The sequence below is a fragment of the Streptomyces sp. NPDC050738 genome (genome assembly GCF_040654175.1).
Lineage (GTDB): Bacteria > Actinomycetota > Actinomycetes > Streptomycetales > Streptomycetaceae > Streptomyces.
In genome coordinates, this window is sequence record NZ_JBFAHN010000024.1 from 27,139 (window position 1) to 47,162 (window position 20,024).

Annotated in this window: 14 protein-coding genes; 13 read left to right on the top strand and 1 reads right to left on the bottom strand. The window is 65.9% G+C overall.

Features of this window, described 5'->3' with window-relative positions; genetic code table 11:
• Positions 1 to 108: 108 nt before the first annotated feature.
• From rplK to tuf, 11 genes are all read left to right on the top strand, one after another.
• The gene (rplK, locus tag AB0H78_RS36560) at positions 109 to 543 is read left to right on the top strand and encodes a 50S ribosomal protein L11 (protein ID WP_329118668.1); all 435 of its coding nucleotides are present in this window, start codon (positions 109 to 111) and stop codon (positions 541 to 543) included.
• 79 nt (positions 544 to 622) lie between these two features.
• Positions 623 to 1,345: a 50S ribosomal protein L1 gene (gene rplA / locus AB0H78_RS36565; RefSeq protein WP_363239141.1), complete on the top strand. Its 723-nt coding sequence runs from the start codon at positions 623 to 625 to the stop codon at positions 1,343 to 1,345.
• A 143-nt stretch (positions 1,346 to 1,488) separates the two neighbouring features.
• Positions 1,489 to 2,355 carry a hypothetical protein gene (locus AB0H78_RS36570; protein WP_363239142.1) on the top strand — a complete coding sequence of 289 codons (867 nt, stop codon included), beginning with the start codon at positions 1,489 to 1,491 and terminating at the stop codon, positions 2,353 to 2,355.
• A 295-nt stretch (positions 2,356 to 2,650) separates the two neighbouring features.
• On the top strand, positions 2,651 to 3,184 hold the full coding sequence (gene rplJ / locus AB0H78_RS36575; RefSeq protein ID WP_329118662.1) for a 50S ribosomal protein L10: 534 nt from the start codon (positions 2,651 to 2,653) through the stop codon (positions 3,182 to 3,184).
• Between the two features lie 107 nt (positions 3,185 to 3,291).
• Positions 3,292 to 3,675, top strand: a complete 384-nt coding sequence (gene rplL / locus AB0H78_RS36580; RefSeq protein ID WP_363239143.1) for a 50S ribosomal protein L7/L12 — start codon at positions 3,292 to 3,294, stop codon at positions 3,673 to 3,675.
• A gap of 586 nt (positions 3,676 to 4,261) precedes the next feature.
• On the top strand, positions 4,262 to 7,747 hold the full coding sequence (rpoB, locus tag AB0H78_RS36585; RefSeq protein WP_363239144.1) for a DNA-directed RNA polymerase subunit beta: 3,486 nt from the start codon (positions 4,262 to 4,264) through the stop codon (positions 7,745 to 7,747).
• 95 nt (positions 7,748 to 7,842) lie between these two features.
• Positions 7,843 to 11,742, top strand: a complete 3,900-nt coding sequence (locus tag AB0H78_RS36590) for a DNA-directed RNA polymerase subunit beta' (protein ID WP_363239145.1) — start codon at positions 7,843 to 7,845, stop codon at positions 11,740 to 11,742.
• Between the two features lie 320 nt (positions 11,743 to 12,062).
• A complete protein-coding gene (gene rpsL / locus AB0H78_RS36595; protein ID WP_363239146.1) occupies positions 12,063 to 12,434 on the top strand; it encodes a 30S ribosomal protein S12 in 372 nt (123 codons plus the stop codon).
• Positions 12,435 to 12,436: 2 nt separating this feature from the next.
• Complete coding sequence (rpsG, locus tag AB0H78_RS36600; RefSeq protein WP_363239147.1) at positions 12,437 to 12,907, top strand: 30S ribosomal protein S7; 471 nt, start codon at positions 12,437 to 12,439, stop codon at positions 12,905 to 12,907.
• 38 nt (positions 12,908 to 12,945) lie between these two features.
• Positions 12,946 to 15,075 carry an elongation factor G gene (gene fusA / locus AB0H78_RS36605; protein WP_363239148.1) on the top strand — a complete coding sequence of 710 codons (2,130 nt, stop codon included), beginning with the start codon at positions 12,946 to 12,948 and terminating at the stop codon, positions 15,073 to 15,075.
• Positions 15,076 to 15,225: 150 nt separating this feature from the next.
• The gene (gene tuf, locus AB0H78_RS36610) at positions 15,226 to 16,419 is read left to right on the top strand and encodes an elongation factor Tu (protein ID WP_363239149.1); all 1,194 of its coding nucleotides are present in this window, start codon (positions 15,226 to 15,228) and stop codon (positions 16,417 to 16,419) included.
• Between the two features lie 98 nt (positions 16,420 to 16,517).
• Here the strand turns inward: tuf and AB0H78_RS36615 are convergent, their stop codons facing one another.
• Positions 16,518 to 18,497: a PIG-L family deacetylase gene (locus AB0H78_RS36615; RefSeq protein ID WP_363239178.1), complete on the bottom strand. Its 1,980-nt coding sequence runs from the start codon at positions 18,495 to 18,497 to the stop codon at positions 16,518 to 16,520.
• Positions 18,498 to 19,049: 552 nt separating this feature from the next.
• Between AB0H78_RS36615 and rpsJ the strand changes: the two genes are divergently transcribed.
• Together rpsJ and rplC are read left to right on the top strand one after the other, a co-directional pair.
• Positions 19,050 to 19,358: a 30S ribosomal protein S10 gene (rpsJ, locus tag AB0H78_RS36620; protein ID WP_014054162.1), complete on the top strand. Its 309-nt coding sequence runs from the start codon at positions 19,050 to 19,052 to the stop codon at positions 19,356 to 19,358.
• A gap of 14 nt (positions 19,359 to 19,372) precedes the next feature.
• Complete coding sequence (rplC, locus tag AB0H78_RS36625) at positions 19,373 to 20,017, top strand: 50S ribosomal protein L3 (RefSeq protein WP_329118643.1); 645 nt, start codon at positions 19,373 to 19,375, stop codon at positions 20,015 to 20,017.
• Positions 20,018 to 20,024: the final 7 nt, after the last annotated feature.

Below are 20,024 nucleotides of genomic sequence, written 5' to 3' on the forward strand. Positions count from 1 at the left end.
CTGCTTGGTTTTTGGTCGCGCAGCTATACCCGTTATCGTTGTGCGGTATGCCTCCATCCGGATGACCGGATGTGGGCGAAAAACTCTCACTAGGACCCGGAGAGAGCAATGCCTCCCAAGAAGAAGAAGGTCACGGGGCTTATCAAGCTCCAGATCAACGCGGGCGCCGCTAACCCGGCGCCGCCGGTCGGCCCCGCACTGGGCCAGCACGGCGTCAACATCATGGAGTTCTGCAAGGCCTACAACGCCGCGACCGAGTCGCAGCGTGGCATGGTCGTGCCGGTGGAGATCACGGTCTACGAAGACCGTTCCTTCACCTTCATCACGAAGACTCCGCCGGCCGCGAAGCTGATCCTCAAGGCCGCAGGTGTGGACAAGGGCTCAGGCGAGCCGCACAAGACCAAGGTTGCCAAGCTCACGGCCGCCCAGGTCCGCGACATCGCCACGGTCAAGCTCCCCGACCTGAACGCCAACGACCTCGACGCCGCGTCGAAGATCATCGCTGGCACCGCCCGTTCGATGGGTATCACGGTCGAGGGCTGATCCAGCCCCCGTAGCACCTCAGTGGTAGGGCCAGCGCTGGTCCGCACCACGACTCCATACCTGACACACAGGAGAAGCAGTGAAGCGCAGCAAGAATCTCCGCGCTGCGGACGCCAAGATCGACTCGGCGCGCACCTACGCGCCGCTCGAGGCCGTCCGTCTCGCCAAGGCCACCTCGGCCACGAAGTTCGACGGCACCGTCGAGGTCGCCATGCGTCTGGGCGTTGACCCGCGCAAGGCCGACCAGATGGTCCGTGGCACCGTGAACCTCCCGCACGGCACCGGCAAGACCGCCCGGGTCCTGGTCTTCGCGACCGGCGACCGTGCAGAGGCCGCACTCGCCGCGGGCGCCGACATCGTCGGCTCCGACGAGCTCATCGACGAGGTTGCGAAGGGCCGTTTGGACTTCGACGCCGTCGTCGCCACCCCGGACCTCATGGGCAAGGTCGGCCGCCTCGGCCGCGTGCTCGGTCCGCGTGGTCTGATGCCGAACCCGAAGACCGGCACCGTCACCCCCGACGTCGTGAAGGCTGTCAACGACATCAAGGGCGGCAAGATCGAGTTCCGCGTCGACAAGCACTCGAACCTGCACTTCATCATCGGCAAGGTTTCCTTCGATGAGACGAAGCTGGTCGAGAACTACGCCGCGGCGCTGGAGGAAGTCCTCCGTCTGAAGCCGTCCGCCGCCAAGGGCCGCTACATCAAGAAGGCCACCCTGGCCACCACGATGGGCTCGGGCATCCCGCTGGACGCCAACCGCACCCGCAACCTCCTCGTCGAGGAGGACCCGGCCGCGGTCTGAGCCTGACGGCTTGCCAAGTGGCACCGGGCCCCGCACCTCTTCGGAGGTGCGGGGCCCGGTTTCTTTTGTGCTTCGTCGAGGAACCCGCACCGGGTACCGACAGAATGCAGGGGTACCAACAGCACCTGAGGGGCGGGCAATTCATGAGTACGAGCACCGTACGGAACACCTGTACGGCCGTCGTCGCGGCCGTGGCACTGACCGGCATCGCGGCCTGCGGCTCCGGCGGCTCCGGGGGCGGGGGAGCGGCCGAGGTGGCCAACCCGATCGCGGCGCTGCGGCTGGCCCAGCAGAAGACCAGCGGGGCCAAGTCGGCCAAGGTCGAGGGCACGACGGTGATGGGCTCCGCCGTGTCCATGAAGCAGAGCGGCGTGATGGCCTGGTCGAACGGCGTCACCGGCACCATGGACATCACCTACACCGCCGGCTCGATGGCGGACTCCATGAAGCAGATGGGCTCCGACGGCACGGCCAAGGCCCGCTATCTGCACGACGCGTACTACGTGAACATGGGCGACGCCTTCGCCAAGCAGACGGGCGGCAAGCACTGGATCGAGTACCGCTACGCCGATCTGTCCAAGATCATGGGCGCCTCCGGCGACGCCATGAAGGACCAGATGCAGAACACCACCCCGGACCAGGGTGTGAAGTCACTGCTTGCCTCAGGCGACGTGAAGAAGGTGGGCGCGGAGGACGTGCGCGGGGTCTCCGCGACGCACTACTCGGGCACGGTCGACGTGGCCAGGCTGACGGCGAAGAACTCCTCCCTCAGCGCCGAGAAGCTCGATGAGCTCAAGGCCCAACTGGAGAAGTCCGGCATCACCACCGAGCAGGTCGACATCTGGGTCGACAAGGACAATCTGCTGGTGAAGAAGGTCGAGCGCGGCCAGATGAAGACGGGCGAACTCAACTCGACGGTCTACTACTCGGACTACGGCACCAGCGCTCCGGCCGAGGCGCCGCCGGCCGGGGACACGGTCGACTTCACCCAGCTGATCAAGAAGCAGTAGGCGGTTCAAACCTCACCACGGGAGCGGATTTGCCTGACGCCGCCCCTTTCACGTAATCTTCCACAGAAGCCAAAGACCGCTGGTCGTTGCCGTGTTCTCGCAAGGGAGTGCGGTGGCCGAAGGATCCGCTGGAAGCGGACGACCCGCGCAGGTGTTTGTGGAAGTACTCCCGGACGCTGTTCTTCACTGAACACAGCCGGTTGAGCGCACGCCCCATGCACTTGTGCTGGGGCGTTTTCGTTTTCTGCGGAACCTTCTGAGCGGTCCTCATCACCCGGAAGGAGGCCGACGCTCTATGGCAAGGCCCGACAAGGCTGCCGCGGTAGCCGAGCTCGCGGACCAGTTCCGCAGCTCGAACGCCGCCGTGCTGACCGAGTACCGGGGTCTCACCGTGGCGCAGCTCAAGACGCTGCGTCGTTCGCTCGGTGAGAACGCCCAGTACGCCGTGGTGAAGAACACGCTGACCAAGATTGCGGCCAACGAGGCCGGGATCACTTCGCTGGACGACCACTTCAGTGGTCCGACGGCGGTTGCCTTCATCACCGGTGACCCGGTGGAGTCGGCGAAGGGTCTTCGTGACTTCGCCAAGGAGAACCCGAACCTGATCATCAAGGGCGGTGTCCTTGACGGTAAGGCGCTGTCCGCCGATGAGATCAAGAAGCTTGCGGACCTCGAGTCCCGCGAGGTTCTGCTCGCCAAGCTGGCCGGTGCCATGAAGGGCAAGCAGACTCAGGCTGCACAGCTCTTCCAGGCGCTGCCGTCGAAGTTCGTCCGCACCGCGGAAGCGCTTCGCGTCAAGCTTGCCGACGAGCAGGGCGGTGCCGAGTAATTCGGCTCGCGCAATGACCGACGCCACTCGGCGAAGGTCGCAGCGGGCCTGTACGCCCGCCGACATGTACCTCGGCACCTGCCGAATTAGTGGAAGGACCCGCCATCATGGCGAAGCTCAGCCAGGAAGACCTGCTCGCCCAGTTCGAGGAGCTCACCCTCATCGAGCTCTCCGAGTTCGTTAAGGCGTTCGAGGAGAAGTTCGACGTCACCGCCGCCGCGGCCGTCGCCGTTGCCGGCCCCGCCCAGGGTGGCGGCGCCGCCGAGGCCGCTGAGGAGCAGGACGAGTTCGACGTCATCCTCACCGGTGCCGGCGAGAAGAAGATCCAGGTCATCAAGGTCGTGCGCGAGCTGACCTCCCTGGGTCTGAAGGAGGCCAAGGACCTCGTCGACGGCGCTCCGAAGCCCGTCCTCGAGAAGGTCGCCAAGGAGGCCGCCGAGAAGGCTGCCGAGTCCCTCAAGGGCGCCGGCGCCTCGGTCGAGGTCAAGTAAGTACCTGACACGCGGCTACGGCCGGGTGGAGGCGAGTCTTCCGACTCTCTGAACTGAAGGGCGATCACCCGTAAGGGTGGTCGCCCTTCGGCGTACGGTGACGCCCCTGCCGCCTGCCTTGCTCTTCCGGCTATGACGAGTATGGTGATCTTCGTTGTGCGCCGGACGGCAACGTAGCGGGCACCAAGGGGCCTTGACGAACCGCACGCAGCGCGCAATTCTCAGGACGCGTCGTCGCTTCGATCCGCATCCGAGGCATGGATCGAAGACGAAGAGGGCAGGATCGTTGTGCGCCTCTGGCGCAGAGGTTCTTCCGCAGGTCAGCAGCGCAGGGCAGCAGAACAGTGAAAGATCTGAGGGTGTCTAAAAACCCGCACTGGACATCGGTGTGCCGAATGGCTACACTGACCCTTTGCGCTGCCTGTTAGCTGCCCCCTGCCCGTCACCAGGGGCATGCCCTTGCTTGAGCATCGATGACCGAACTTTCCTGACCTGGCCTTTCGGCTGATTCAGGAACGGGCTGTCTCTGTGCCCCGCTGGGACCGGTACGCGCGTAGTGAGTCCGAGCCCTCGGAAGGACCCCCTCTTGGCCGCCTCGCGCAACGCCTCGACCGCCAATACGAACAACGGCGCAAGCACTGCCCCGCTGCGCATCTCTTTTGCAAAGATCAAGGAGCCCCTCGAGGTTCCGAACCTTCTTGCGCTGCAGACCGAAAGCTTTGACTGGCTTCTCGGCAACGCCGCATGGAAGGGTCGCGTCGAGGCCGCTCTCGAGAGTGGACAGGACGTCCCCACCAAGTCCGGCCTGGAGGAGATCTTCGAGGAGATCTCTCCGATTGAGGACTTCTCCGGGTCGATGTCGCTGACCTTCCGCGACCACCGCTTCGAGCCCCCGAAGAACTCGATCGACGAGTGCAAGGAGCGCGACTTCACGTTCGCGGCCCCGCTCTTCGTCACCGCCGAGTTCACCAACAACGAGACCGGCGAGATCAAGTCCCAGACGGTCTTCATGGGCGACTTCCCGCTCATGACCAACAAGGGCACCTTCGTCATCAACGGCACCGAGCGTGTCGTCGTGTCGCAGCTGGTCCGCTCGCCGGGTGTCTACTTCGACTCCTCCATCGACAAGACGTCCGACAAGGACATCTTCTCCGCCAAGATCATCCCTTCCCGGGGTGCCTGGCTGGAGATGGAGATCGACAAGCGCGACATGGTCGGTGTCCGCATCGACCGCAAGCGCAAGCAGTCCGTCACCGTCCTGCTCAAGGCTCTCGGTTGGACCACCGAGCAGATCCTCGAGGAGTTCGGCGAGTACGAGTCGATGCGCGCCACCCTGGAGAAGGACCACACCCAGGGCCAGGACGACGCACTGCTCGACATCTACCGCAAGCTGCGCCCGGGCGAGCCGCCCACGCGTGAGGCTGCTCAGACGCTGCTCGAGAACCTCTACTTCAACCCGAAGCGCTACGACCTCGCGAAGGTCGGCCGCTACAAGGTGAACAAGAAGCTCGGCGCCGACGAGCCGCTGAACGCGGGCGTCCTGACCTCCGACGACATCATCGCCACGATCAAGTATCTGGTGAAGCTGCACGCCGGTGAGCTGGAGACGGTCGGCGAGTCCGGCCGGTCCATCGTCGTCGAGACCGACGACATCGACCACTTCGGCAACCGTCGTCTGCGCAACGTCGGCGAGCTCATCCAGAACCAGGTCCGCACGGGTCTGGCTCGTATGGAGCGCGTCGTGCGTGAGCGCATGACGACCCAGGACGTCGAGGCGATCACGCCGCAGACCCTGATCAACATCCGGCCGGTCGTCGCCTCCATCAAGGAGTTCTTCGGCACCAGCCAGCTGTCGCAGTTCATGGACCAGAACAACCCGCTGTCGGGTCTCACCCACAAGCGCCGTCTGTCGGCGCTTGGCCCGGGTGGTCTCTCCCGTGAGCGGGCCGGCTTCGAGGTCCGTGACGTGCACCCCTCGCACTACGGCCGCATGTGCCCGATCGAGACGCCTGAAGGCCCGAACATCGGTCTGATCGGTTCGCTCGCCTCGTACGGCCGCGTCAACGCGTTCGGCTTTGTCGAGACCCCGTACCGCAAGGTCGTCGAGGGCGTCGTCACCGACGACGTCGACTACCTGACCGCGGACGAGGAAGACCGCTTCGTGATCGCCCAGGCGAACGCGACGCTGTCCGAGGAGATGCGCTTCACCGAGGCGCGCGTGCTGGTCCGCCGTCGTGGCGGGGAGATCGACTACATCCCCGGTGACGACGTCGACTACATGGACGTCTCGCCGCGCCAGATGGTGTCGGTCGCGACCGCGATGATCCCGTTCCTCGAGCACGACGACGCAAACCGCGCGCTCATGGGCGCGAACATGATGCGTCAGGCCGTGCCGCTGATCACGTCCGAGGCTCCCCTCGTCGGCACCGGCATGGAGTACCGCTGTGCGGTCGACGCCGGTGACGTACTGAAGGCCGAGAAGTCGGGTGTCGTCCAGGAAGTCTCCGCGGACTACATCACCGTCACCAACGACGACGGCACGTACACCACGTACCGCATCGCCAAGTTCTCCCGCTCGAACCAGGGCACCTCGGTCAACCAGAAGGTTGTCGTCAACGAGGGCGACCGCGTGATCGAGAGCCAGGTTCTGGCCGACGGTCCCGCGACCGAGATGGGCGAGATGGCGCTCGGCAAGAACCTCCTCGTGGCGTTCATGCCGTGGGAGGGCCACAACTACGAAGACGCGATCATCCTCAGCCAGCGGCTGGTCCAGGACGACGTCCTCTCCTCGATTCACATCGAGGAGCACGAGGTCGACGCCCGTGACACCAAGCTCGGCCCGGAGGAGATCACCCGGGACATCCCGAACGTCTCCGAAGAGGTCCTCGCCGACCTCGACGAGCGCGGCATCATCCGTATCGGTGCTGAGGTCGTCGCCGGCGACATCCTCGTCGGCAAGGTCACGCCCAAGGGTGAGACCGAGCTGACGCCGGAAGAGCGCCTGCTCCGCGCGATCTTCGGTGAGAAGGCGCGCGAAGTGCGCGACACCTCGCTGAAGGTGCCGCACGGTGAGATCGGCAAGGTCATCGGCGTCCGCGTCTTCGACCGTGAAGAGGGCGACGAGCTGCCGCCGGGCGTGAACCAGCTGGTTCGTGTCTACGTGGCGCAGAAGCGCAAGATCACCGACGGTGACAAGCTCGCCGGCCGCCACGGCAACAAGGGTGTCATCTCCAAGATCCTTCCGATCGAGGACATGCCCTTCCTTGAGGACGGCACGCCGGTCGACATCATCCTGAACCCGCTGGGTGTCCCGTCCCGAATGAACCCGGGACAGGTCCTGGAGATCCACCTCGGCTGGCTCGCCAGCCGCGGCTGGGACGTCTCCGGTCTGGCGGACGACTGGGCGCAGCGACTGCAGGCCATCGGCGCCGACCAGGTGCCTGCCGGCACCAACGTCGCGACCCCGGTCTTCGACGGCGCCCGCGAGGACGAGATCACCGGACTGTTCCAGTCCACGATCCCCAACCGCGACGGTGTCCGGCTGGTCCAGCCCTCGGGCAAGGCCAACCTCTTCGACGGCCGCTCCGGCGAGCCGTTCCCGGAGCCGGTCTCGGTCGGCTACATGTACATCCTCAAGCTGCACCACCTGGTCGACGACAAGCTCCACGCGCGTTCGACCGGTCCGTACTCCATGATCACGCAGCAGCCGCTGGGTGGTAAGGCTCAGTTCGGTGGTCAGCGCTTCGGTGAGATGGAGGTGTGGGCGCTGGAGGCATATGGCGCCGCGTACGCACTCCAGGAACTCCTCACCATCAAGTCCGACGACGTGACCGGCCGCGTGAAGGTCTACGAGGCCATCGTCAAGGGCGAAAACATCCCCGAGCCCGGCATTCCCGAGTCCTTCAAGGTGCTCATCAAGGAAATGCAGTCGCTCTGCCTCAACGTGGAGGTGCTGTCCTCGGACGGCATGTCCATCGAGATGCGCGACACGGACGAGGATGTCTTCCGCGCTGCGGAAGAGCTCGGAATCGACCTGTCCCGGCGCGAGCCGAGCAGCGTCGAAGAGGTCTGACGGGCCTGGCCGGGACTTCCCTCGGGGAGTCCCGGCCGCCCCGGACCGTTCAGACCATGTTTGACACTCGACCCTGAAAGAGGGATTGACGACAAGTGCTCGACGTCAACTTCTTCGACGAGCTGCGGATCGGCCTTGCCACCGCGGACGACATCCGAACCTGGTCTCACGGCGAAGTCAAGAAGCCGGAGACAATCAACTACCGCACGCTCAAGCCGGAAAAGGACGGGCTCTTCTGCGAGAAGATCTTCGGTCCGACCCGGGACTGGGAGTGCTACTGCGGTAAGTACAAGCGTGTCCGCTTCAAGGGCATCATCTGCGAGCGCTGCGGCGTCGAAGTCACTCGCGCCAAGGTGCGTCGTGAGCGGATGGGCCACATTGAGCTGGCCGCCCCTGTCACGCACATCTGGTACTTCAAGGGCGTCCCGTCACGTCTGGGATACCTGCTCGACCTCGCGCCGAAGGACCTCGAGAAGGTCATCTACTTCGCCGCGTACATGATCACCTTCGTGGACGAGGAGCGCCGGACGCGCGACCTGCCCTCGCTGGAGGCTCACGTCTCCGTCGAGCGTCAGACCGTGGAGAACCGTCGCGACTCCGACCTGGAGGCCCGCGCCAAGAAGCTCGAGACCGACCTGGCCGAGCTCGAGGCCGAGGGTGCCAAGGCCGACGTGCGCCGCAAGGTGCGCGAAGGTGCCGAGCGCGAGATGAAGCAGCTGCGCGACCGTGCGCAGCGCGAGATCGACCGTCTCGACGAGGTCTGGGCCCGCTTCAAGAACCTCAAGGTCCAGGACCTCGAGGGCGACGAGCTCCTCTACCGCGAGCTGCGTGACCGTTTCGGCACGTACTTCGACGGTTGCATGGGTGCCGCCGCGCTGCAGAAGCGCCTCGAGTCCTTCGACCTCGACGAGGAGGCCGAGCGCCTCCGCGAGATCATCCGTACCGGCAAGGGCCAGAAGAAGACCCGTGCGCTCAAGCGCCTGAAGGTCGTCTCCGCGTTCCTGCAGACGGCCAACAAGCCCAAGGGCATGGTGCTCGACTGCGTGCCGGTCATCCCGCCGGACCTTCGCCCGATGGTGCAGCTGGACGGTGGCCGCTTCGCGACCTCCGACCTGAACGACCTGTACCGCCGCGTGATCAACCGCAACAACCGCCTGAAGCGGCTTCTCGACCTCGGTGCTCCCGAGATCATCGTGAACAACGAGAAGCGCATGCTCCAGGAGGCCGTGGACGCCCTCTTCGACAACGGTCGTCGTGGTCGCCCGGTGACCGGTCCCGGCAACCGCCCGCTCAAGTCCCTCAGCGACATGCTGAAGGGCAAGCAGGGTCGTTTCCGCCAGAACCTCCTCGGCAAGCGTGTGGACTACTCCGCGCGTTCCGTGATCGTCGTCGGTCCGCAGCTCAAGCTGCACCAGTGCGGTCTGCCGAAGGCGATGGCGCTGGAGCTCTTCAAGCCGTTCGTGATGAAGCGCCTGGTGGACCTGAACCACGCGCAGAACATCAAGTCGGCCAAGCGCATGGTCGAGCGTGGCCGCACCGTCGTGTATGACGTCCTCGAAGAGGTCATCGCCGAGCACCCGGTGCTGCTGAACCGTGCACCCACCCTGCACCGCCTCGGCATCCAGGCCTTCGAGCCCCAGCTGGTCGAGGGCAAGGCCATCCAGATCCACCCGCTCGTCTGCACCGCGTTCAACGCGGACTTCGACGGTGACCAGATGGCCGTGCACCTGCCGCTTTCGGCAGAGGCGCAGGCCGAGGCCCGCATCCTGATGCTGTCCTCGAACAACATCCTCAAGCCCGCCGACGGCCGGCCGGTCACGATGCCGACCCAGGACATGGTCCTCGGTCTGTTCTTCCTGACCACCGACGGCGAGCTCCGTGACACCAAGGGCGAGGGCCGTGCATTCGGCTCCACGGCCGAGGCGGTCATGGCGTTCGACAACCGTGAGCTGGCGCTGCAGTCGCAGGTCGACATCCGCTTCCCGGTGGGCACCATGCCGCCGCGTGGCTGGGTGCCGCCGGTCGCCGAGGAGGGCGAGCCCGAGTACCAGCCGGGTGACACCTTCCGGCTGCGTACGTCCCTGGGCCGCGCGCTCTTCAACGAGCTGCTGCCCGAGGACTACCCGTTCGTCGACTACTCGGTGGGCAAGAAGCAGCTCTCCGAGATCGTCAACGACCTGGCCGAGCGCTACCCCAAGGTCATCGTGGCGGCGACGCTCGACAACCTGAAGGCGGCCGGCTTCCACTGGGCGACCCGTTCCGGCGTCACCGTCGCCGTTTCGGACATCGTCGTCCCGGAGGCCAAGAAGGCCATCGTCCAGGGCTACGAGGCTCAGGACGAGAAGGTCCAGAAGCAGTACGAGCGCGGTCTGATCACCAAGGACGAGCGCACGCAGGAGCTCATCGCGATCTGGACCAAGGCGACCAACGAGGTTGCCGAGGCGATGAACGCGAACTTCCCCAAGGTGAACCCCATCTTCATGATGGTTGACTCGGGTGCCCGAGGAAACATGATGCAGATGCGTCAGATCGCCGGTATGCGTGGTCTGGTGTCGAACGCCAAGAACGAGACGATCCCGCGTCCCATCAAGGCGTCGTTCCGTGAGGGCCTGACCGTCCTCGAGTACTTCATCTCCACGCACGGTGCCCGTAAGGGTCTGGCTGACACCGCCCTGCGTACCGCCGACTCGGGTTACCTGACCCGTCGTCTGGTGGACGTCTCGCAGGACGTCATCATCCGCGAGGAGGACTGCGGCACCGAGCGCGGTCTGAAGCTGAAGATCGCGGTCAAGGACGAGGCCGGTGTGCTCCGCAAGACGGAGGACGTCGAGACCTCGGTCTACGCCCGCATGCTCGCCGAGGACGTCGTCATCGACGGCAAGGTCATCGCGCCGGCCAACGTCGACCTGGGCGATGTGCTCATCGACGCGCTGGTCAACGCGGGCGTCGAGGAGGTCAAGACCCGTTCGGTCCTGACCTGTGAGTCCGCGGTCGGCACCTGTGCCTTCTGCTACGGACGCTCGCTCGCCACCGGCAAGCTGGTCGACATCGGTGAGGCGGTCGGCATCATCGCCGCCCAGTCCATCGGTGAGCCCGGTACCCAGCTGACGATGCGTACCTTCCACACCGGTGGTGTGGCGGGTGACGACATCACCCAGGGTCTGCCCCGTGTTGTCGAGCTCTTCGAAGCCCGTCAGCCCAAGGGTGTCGCCCCGATCTCGGAGGCGGCAGGCCGCGTCCGTATCGAGGAGACCGAGAAGACCAAGAAGCTCGTGGTCACGCCGGACGACGGCTCGGAGGAGACTCCGTTCCCGATCTCCAAGCGTGCCCGCCTGCTGGTCGGCGAGGGCGACCACGTCGAGGTGGGCCAGAAGCTCACCGTGGGTGCCACCAACCCGCACGACGTGCTCCGGATCCTCGGTCAGCGTGCGGTCCAGGTCCACCTGGTCGGCGAAGTCCAGAAGGTCTACAACTCGCAGGGCGTGTCGATCCACGACAAGCACATCGAGATCATCATCCGGCAGATGCTGCGCCGCGTGACGATCATCGAGTCCGGCGACGCGGAGCTCCTGCCGGGCGAGCTCGTCGAGCGCTCGAAGTTCGAGACCGAGAACCGTCGTGTGGTCACCGAGGGCGGTCACCCCGCCTCCGGCCGTCCGCAGCTGATGGGTATCACCAAGGCCTCGCTGGCGACGGAGTCGTGGCTGTCCGCGGCTTCCTTCCAGGAGACGACCAGGGTTCTGACGGACGCGGCGATCAACGCCAAGTCCGACTCCCTGATCGGCCTCAAGGAGAACGTCATCATCGGTAAGCTCATCCCGGCCGGTACGGGTCTCTCCCGCTACCGCAACATCCGGGTGGAGCCCACCGAGGAGGCCAAGGCAGCGATGTACTCGGCCGTCGGCTACGACGACATCGACTACTCGCCGTTCGGCACCGGCTCCGGCCAGGCCGTCCCGCTGGAGGACTACGACTACGGTCCGTACAACCAGTAAGAGCGAATAGGTCACGTCCACTGGGCGGTCACCCCTCGCGGGTGGCCGCCCAGTGGCGTATCTTGCGCCCCCGCTGTCGTGCGCGTGGGCACTTGTTTTGACCAGAGCCGATGCGGTAGGTACGATCTGACCTTGTGCCTGGGGTGTGCCCTGGCTCCGTTGCGTGTCCTCAACCGCATACGGAACCAACGAACGGCCACCGCAATCTGCGCCCTCTCCGCCTTGGCGGCGGGGGTCTGCATGATTCGACACACCCGACCGCGTGGGTCGGAGATGTTCCAGGTTAGTTTCACCGACGGCACACAGAAACCGGAGAAGTAGTGCCTACAATTCAGCAGCTGGTCCGGAAGGGCCGGCAGGACAAGGTCAAGAAGAACGTGACCCCCGCGCTCGAGGGTTCGCCCCAGCGTCGTGGTGTCTGCACCCGCGTCTTCACGACCACCCCGAAGAAGCCCAACTCGGCCCTCCGTAAGGTCGCGCGTGTTCGCCTGACCTCCGGCATCGAGGTCACGGCCTACATCCCGGGTGAGGGACACAACCTGCAGGAGCACTCGATCGTGCTCGTGCGCGGCGGCCGTGTGAAGGACCTGCCCGGTGTTCGCTACAAGATCATCCGCGGCTCCCTTGACACCCAGGGTGTCAAGGGCCGCAAGCAGGCCCGCAGCCGCTACGGCGCCAAGAAGGAGAAGTAAGAATGCCTCGTAAGGGCCCCGCCCCGAAGCGCCCGGTCATCATTGACCCGGTCTATGGTTCTCCTCTTGTCACGTCGCTGATCAACAAGATCCTGCTCGACGGCAAGCGCTCCACCGCTGAGCGCATTGTCTACGGCGCGATGGAAGGCCTCCGCGAGAAGACCGGCAACGACCCGGTCATCACGCTGAAGCGTGCGCTTGAGAACGTCAAGCCCTCGCTCGAGGTCAAGTCCCGCCGTGTCGGTGGCGCCACCTACCAGGTGCCGATCGAGGTCAAGCCGGGCCGCGCTGCGACCCTGTCCCTCCGCTGGATCGTGGGTTACTCCCGCGCCCGTCGCGAGAAGACGATGACCGAGCGCCTCATGAACGAGCTCCTCGACGCCTCGAACGGCCTCGGTGCGGCCGTCAAGAAGCGTGAGGACACGCACAAGATGGCCGAGTCCAACAAGGCCTTCGCGCACTACCGCTGGTAGTCCCTACCCACATCGAGACCGAGAGAAGACTGAGCCATATGGCCACCACTTCGCTTGACCTGGCCAAGGTCCGCAACATCGGGATCATGGCCCACATCGACGCGGGCAAGACGACCACCACTGAGCGGATCCTCTTCTACACCGGTGTGAGCTACAAGATCGGTGAAGTCCACGACGGCGCTGCCACGATGGACTGGATGGAGCAGGAGCAGGAGCGCGGCATCACGATCACGTCTGCCGCGACGACCTGCCACTGGCCGCTCAATGAGGTTGATCACACGATCAACATCATCGACACCCCGGGTCACGTCGACTTCACCGTCGAGGTGGAGCGTTCGCTCCGCGTCCTCGACGGCGCTGTCACCGTGTTCGACGGTGTCGCGGGCGTCGAGCCCCAGTCCGAGACTGTCTGGCGTCAGGCGGACCGCTACGGCGTTCCGCGTATCTGCTTCGTCAACAAGCTCGACCGTACGGGCGCCGAGTTCCACCGCTGCGTCGACATGATCGTGGACCGCCTCGGCGCCGTCCCGCTCGTCATGCAGCTGCCGATCGGTGCAGAGGCCGACTTCCAGGGTGTCGTCGACCTCGTCACGATGAAGGCCTTCGTCTGGTCCGCCGAGGCGGCCAAGGGCGAGGCGTACGACATCGTCGACATCCCGGCGACGCACACCGAGGCGGCCGACGAGTGGCGCGGGAAGCTGCTCGAGTCCGTCTCGGAGCACGACGACGAGATGATGGAGATGTACCTCGAGGGCCAGGAGCCCACCGAGGACCAGCTCTACGCGGCCATCCGCCGGATCACGCTTGCCTCCAAGGGCACTGCCGACTCCGTCACCGTTTCCCCGGTGTTCTGCGGTACGGCGTTCAAGAACAAGGGCGTCCAGCCCCTGCTCGACGCCGTTGTGCGCTACCTCCCCTCCCCCCTGGACGTCGAGGCAATTGAGGGCCACGACGTCAAGGACCCGGAGAAGGTCGTCAAGCGCAAGCCGTCGGACGACGAGCCGTTCTCCGGCCTGGCGTTCAAGATCGCGAGCGACCCGCACCTGGGCAAGCTCACCTTCGTCCGGATCTACTCCGGTCGCCTGGAGGCCGGCACCTCGGTGCTGAACTCCGTCAAGGGCAAGAAGGAGCGCATCGGCAAGATCTACCGCATGCACGCGAACAAGCGTGAAGAGATCCCCTCGGTGGGCGCCGGCGACATCGTCGCCGTCATGGGTCTGAAGCAGACCACCACCGGTGAGACTCTGTGCGACGACAAGCAGCCGGTGATCCTGGAGTCCATGGACTTCCCGGCGCCGGTCATCCAGGTCGCGATCGAGCCGAAGTCCAAGGGTGACCAGGAGCGTCTGGGCGTCGCCATTCAGCGTCTCGCTGAAGAGGACCCCTCGTTCCAGGTGCACTCCGACGAGGAGACCGGCCAGACCATCATCGGTGGTATGGGCGAGCTTCACCTCGAGGTGCTCGTCGACCGCATGAAGCGCGAATTCCGCGTCGAGGCGAACGTCGGCAAGCCCCAGGTCGCGTACCGCGAGACGATCCGCAAGGCCGTCGAGCGTATCGACTACACGCACAAGAAGCAGACTGGTGGTACTGGCCAGTTCGCGAAGGTGCAGATCGCCATCGAGCCCATCGAAGGCGGCGACGCCTCGTACGAGTTCGTCAACAAGGTCACCGGTGGCCGTATCCCCAGGGAGTACATCCCCTCGGTGGACTCGGGCGCCCAGGAAGCCATGCAGTTCGGCATCCTGGCCGGTTACGAGATGGTCGGCGTCCGCGTCACCCTTCTCGACGGTGGTTACCACGAGGTCGACTCCTCGGAGCTCGCCTTCAAGATCGCCGGTTCGCAGGCGTTCAAGGAGGGTGCTCGCAGGGCCTCTCCCGTGCTCCTCGAGCCGATGATGGCCGTCGAGGTCACCACGCCCGAGGACTACATGGGCGATGTGATCGGCGACCTCAACTCCCGCCGTGGCCAGATCCAGGCCATGGAGGAGCGCAGCGGCGCCCGCGTCGTGAAGGGCCTCGTGCCCCTCTCGGAGATGTTCGGCTACGTCGGCGACCTCCGCAGCAAGACCTCGGGTCGCGCAAGCTACTCGATGCAGTTCGACTCCTACGCCGAGGTTCCGCGGAACGTCGCCGAGGAGATCATCGCGAAGGCCAAGGGCGAGTAACTCACCCGAGTACACGCTTTAGGCTTATCACCGGAGCCACTGGGGCATTCAGCGCAATCCGTGCCGAATGCCCCGGGCCCCGGCATCCCAGCAAAGATCACCTGGCGCCGATGAAGCAAGGCGTACAGAACCACTCCGCAGGAGGATTCAGTGGCGAAGGCAAAGTTCGAGCGGACTAAGCCGCACGTCAACATCGGCACCATCGGTCACATCGACCACGGTAAGACGACCCTTACGGCCGCCATTACCAAGGTGCTGCACGACGCGTACCCCGACCTGAACGAGGCCTCGGCCTTCGACCAGATCGACAAGGCTCCCGAAGAGCGCCAGCGCGGTATCACGATCTCGATCGCGCACGTCGAGTACCAGACCGAGTCGCGTCACTACGCGCACGTCGACTGCCCCGGGCACGCCGACTACATCAAGAACATGATCACGGGTGCCGCGCAGATGGACGGCGCGATCCTCGTGGTTGCCGCCACCGACGGCCCGATGCCGCAGACCAAGGAGCACGTGCTCCTGGCCCGCCAGGTCGGCGTTCCGTACATCGTCGTCGCCCTGAACAAGGCCGACATGGTGGACGACGAGGAGATCCTGGAGCTCGTCGAGCTCGAGGTTCGTGAGCTCCTCTCCGAGTACGAGTTCCCGGGCGACGACCTTCCGGTCGTCAAGGTCTCGGCGCTCAAGGCGCTCGAGGGCGACAAGGAGTGGGGCCAGACCGTTCTGGACCTCATGGCCGCCGTCGACGAGTCGATCCCGCAGCCCGAGCGTGACGTCGAGAAGCCGTTCCTCATGCCCATCGAGGACGTCTTCACGATCACCGGTCGCGGTACGGTCGTCACCGGCCGCATCGAGCGTGGTGTCCTGAAGGTCAACGAGACCGTCGACATCGTCGGTATCAAGACCGAGAAGACCACCACCACGGTCACCGGCATCGAGATGTTCCGCAAGCTGCTCGACGAGGGCCAGGCCGGTGAGAACGTCGGTCTGCTTCTTCGTGGCATCAAGCGCGAGGACGTCGAGCGCGGCCAGGTCATCATCAAGCCGGGCTCGGTCACGCCGCACACGGACTTCCAGGCGCAGTCCTACATCCTGTCGAAGGACGAGGGTGGCCGTCACACCCCGTTCTTCAACAACTACCGCCCGCAGTTCTACTTCCGTACCACGGACGTAACGGGCGTTGTGACCCTCCCCGAGGGCACCGAGATGGTCATGCCGGGTGACAACACCCTCATGGACGTCGCGCTGATCCAGCCGGTCGCCATGGAAGAGGGCCTGAAGTTCGCCATCCGTGAGGGTGGCCGGACCGTCGGCGCCGGCCAGGTCGTCAAGATCACCAAGTAATCACTTGATGGTCTGACCTGGTAGCTCGACACAGAGCACCAAGCACAGAGAGGGCCCCGCACCGAGAGGTGCGGGGCCCTTTGCGTTGTCGTACGGGGTCATGCCGAGCGCGAGCGGGCCGGCCGCCACAGCCAGGGCCGCGCGTCAGGGCCCAGACCCACCACGCTCACCCCCTTGGGGCCGGCGTGCAGCGCCGGGCCGTCGAGTGCGACCACCCCCTTGGGGCGGGTCAACACCTTGCCGTTCAGCAGGAGTTGGACCTGGCCGCGGTCGTCCTTGCCGAGCAGGGCCGGGCCCTTGGGGCGGCCCAGGACCGTCAGTTTCGAGGTGGCGGGCCTGCGCATGATCAGGTCGACGGTGCCGGCCGGTCCCGGCAGCGCGACGGGGGAGTCCCCGGGAGTCGGCAGCCCGGTGAGGCCCGGCTTCAGCGGCTGTCCCGGCGCACTCTGCGTCCACTCGTGCACGGTGTCGCGGCCGGCCGCGTACACATGCACCCGGCCCGCCGTGTCGACCGTCGCGCTCAGCCCGTCCTGGACCTGGCCGCCGCCGAGGCTGCGCCAGGGACCCCAGGCGCCGGCCGCGCTCCGGATGCGTGTGCTGATGCCCTGAGCCGCGTTCCGTACGAAGAGATGGACCTGCCCGTCGGGCGCGGCCACGGCCACCGGCACGCCCAGGCGGCGGCCGCGGTCGGGGGTCGACTCGGGGTTGCCGAGGCCGGCCCAGGGGCCGAACTCCCCGCCGGGCGTGCGCTGTTCGAGCACCACGAGCTCGCGGGTGTTGCGCGATCCGTGCCCGGCGAGGGAGTCGAAGCGCAGCCCGAACAGCAGCTGTCTGCCGTCCGCCAGGGCCGTGGCGCCGAGGATTGGGGCGAGCGGTCCGCCACCGAGATCGTCGGGGGGCGACCACTGGCCGCTGCCGGGGGAGGTCTCGCGCCAGCGCACCGCGCGCAGGCCGAGCACGCCGTACGCGACGAGACGGCCGTCCGGGTCGGAGCCGAGCGCGGGCCGCGGCCCCGGGTAGCGGTAGTGGGTGGAGCGGACCCAGCCCTTCTTGTTCCGTACGGGTGCGGTGCCGCCCACGCCGTAGTCGCCGCAGCCGCCGGGGTTGCCGCACTGCCAGGCGGGGCTGCCGCCGTACGGGACGAGGTGCGCGGCCTTGGCCAGCATGACCGGCCGGGGGAGGTTCTTGGGCCAGTGACGGTTGTAGTAGCCGCGGAAGGCGGTGGCCACGAAGGCGGGGACCTCGCCGCCGGTCCGGGTCGACTCGGCGACCCAGCGGATCATCGCCGCCCAGCTGAAGGAGGCGGTCGCGGTGTGGTCGGCGTGGTCGGAGTAGCCGGCCTGCTCGCTGTCCCTGATCCGTACGGCCTCGGGACTGTGCTGGATGTCCGGGTCGGGGTCCAGGGTCTGGATCACCGTGGGGCGGTAGGTGCTCATCAGGCCGGTGAGGGCGTCGACCAGCTCGTCGTAGTCGTACGCCTGCGCCTTCTGCAGCGGGGAGTCCTCGGCCACGACGGTGCGCAGATTGAGCCCCCGGGACTGCCAGAGCGTGGGCAGTCCCAGCCGGCCGAAGGAGAGGTGCATGGCGGTGTTGAGGAAGATCAGCTCGACCTTGCGGTCACCGGCGGCAAGGGTGTTGATCTCCGCCAGGTGCCCGCCGCGGAGCCTGGTCACGCCCTTCTGCCACGGGGTGAACCTGCCCAGGCCCAGCAGTGTCGCGTAAGCCTGGCGCAGTCCCTGGTGGCGGGCGGAGGAGTACGCGGCCTTGTCCGGAGGGGGCTTCGGGCCGCCGGGCGGACGGTTGATGCCGGTGTGCTCGCCGCCGGTGGTGTAGACGCAGACCAGTGAGGTGCCGCCGTCGAGCATCCGCTGGGTGTCCGGGTTCATGAAGTACAGATCGTCGTCCGGGTGGGCCAGGATCTGCATCACGAGCCGGCTGTGGTCGGTGGAGATCGGCTTGCCGGGCAGCGGGTCGGCCTGCGGGGCCTTGCGGCGGGGGGCCTCGGGGACGGAACAAGCGGAGAGCGCGAGGCCCGCGCCGGTCGCCCCCAGACCCGCCAGCAGCACGCGTCTGGGCAGGTCAGAACCCTGGAATGCGCTCAACAAACTGCTCCGTCCGAGCCCCCCGCACGGGCTGTCCCGTGCTCCGTACCGACTTGCTTGACGGAGATTTTTTCGCGGAGGTTGCCTCGGGGACGCGGCCTGTGCGTCGAATGCGCTCGAGTGGGGTACTCTCTCCGGCCGCGATTGGCCAGTGGAGTGCCCCATATGGCACACTGTTCAGGTTGCTCGGTTGAGTGCCGATGCTGCGCGTCTCCCGTCGGGAGAACCGGAAGCGAGTCCCACAGTACTCGTCGACCACATCGCCTTCGGGTGGTACCGGTCGGACGTACGGGAATCTTTCGGGAAGCGTCAGTGCGGTGTGCATACCAGGCACCCGGTGGGTCGCATCGAAGGTGGATGCAGTCGCCCCCGGCCTGCGGTCATCGGCCCGCGAACCCTTGGTTGGGAAATTCCTTCGGGATTTCTGCGTAGAGGGAACGCGACACGCCCGACCGCGTGGGTCGGAGGTCGATCGCAGTGCCGACCGGGTTCCAGAGCTTTTCCAAGAGACAGGACTACGAAGTAGCCATGGCGGGACAGAAGATCCGCATCCGGCTCAAGGCCTACGACCACGAGGTCATCGACTCCTCGGCGAAGAAGATCGTCGAGACGGTGACCCGCACTGGTGCGTCGGTCGCAGGCCCGGTGCCGCTGCCCACTGAGAAGAACGTGTACTGCGTCATCAAGTCGCCGCACAAGTACAAGGACGCGCGCGAGCACTTTGAGATGCGCACGCACAAGCGCCTCATCGACATTCTCGACCCCACCCCGAAGACGGTTGACTCGCTGATGCGTCTCGACCTGCCGGCTGGCGTCGACATCGAGATCAAGCTCTGAAGGGACGGGCCGAGATGAGCAAGAACATCAAGGGCGTCCTGGGCGAGAAGCTCGGCATGACCCAGGTCTGGGACGAGAACAACCGGGTTGTCCCGGTGACCGTCGTCAAGGCCGGTCCGTGCGTCGTGACGCAGGTCCGTACGAACGACAACGACGGCTACGAGTCGGTCCAGATCGCCTTCGGCGAGATTGACCCGCGCAAGGTGAACAAGCCCCTCAAGGGTCACTTCGCCAAGGCCGACGTGACCCCCCGTCGCCACCTGGTCGAGCTCCGCACCCCTGACGCCAGCGAGTACACGCTGGGCCAGGAGATCACTGCTGAGGTCTTCGAGTCGGGCATCAAGGTCGATGTGACCGCGAAGTCCAAGGGCAAGGGCTTCGCCGGTGTCATGAAGCGTCACAACTTCAAGGGCGGCAAGGCATCTCACGGTGCCCACCGCGTGCACCGCAAGCCTGGTTCCATCGGTGGCTGTGCCACCCCCGGCCGTGTCTTCAAGGGCATGCGCATGGCGGGTCGCATGGGCAACGAGCGGGTCACCACCCAGAACCTGACCGTCCACGCCGTTGACGCCGAGAAGGGTCTGCTGCTCATCAAGGGCGCCGTCCCCGGCCCCAACGGTGGCCTCGTCCTGGTCCGCACCGCGGCCAAGGGGGTTTGAGGAACCG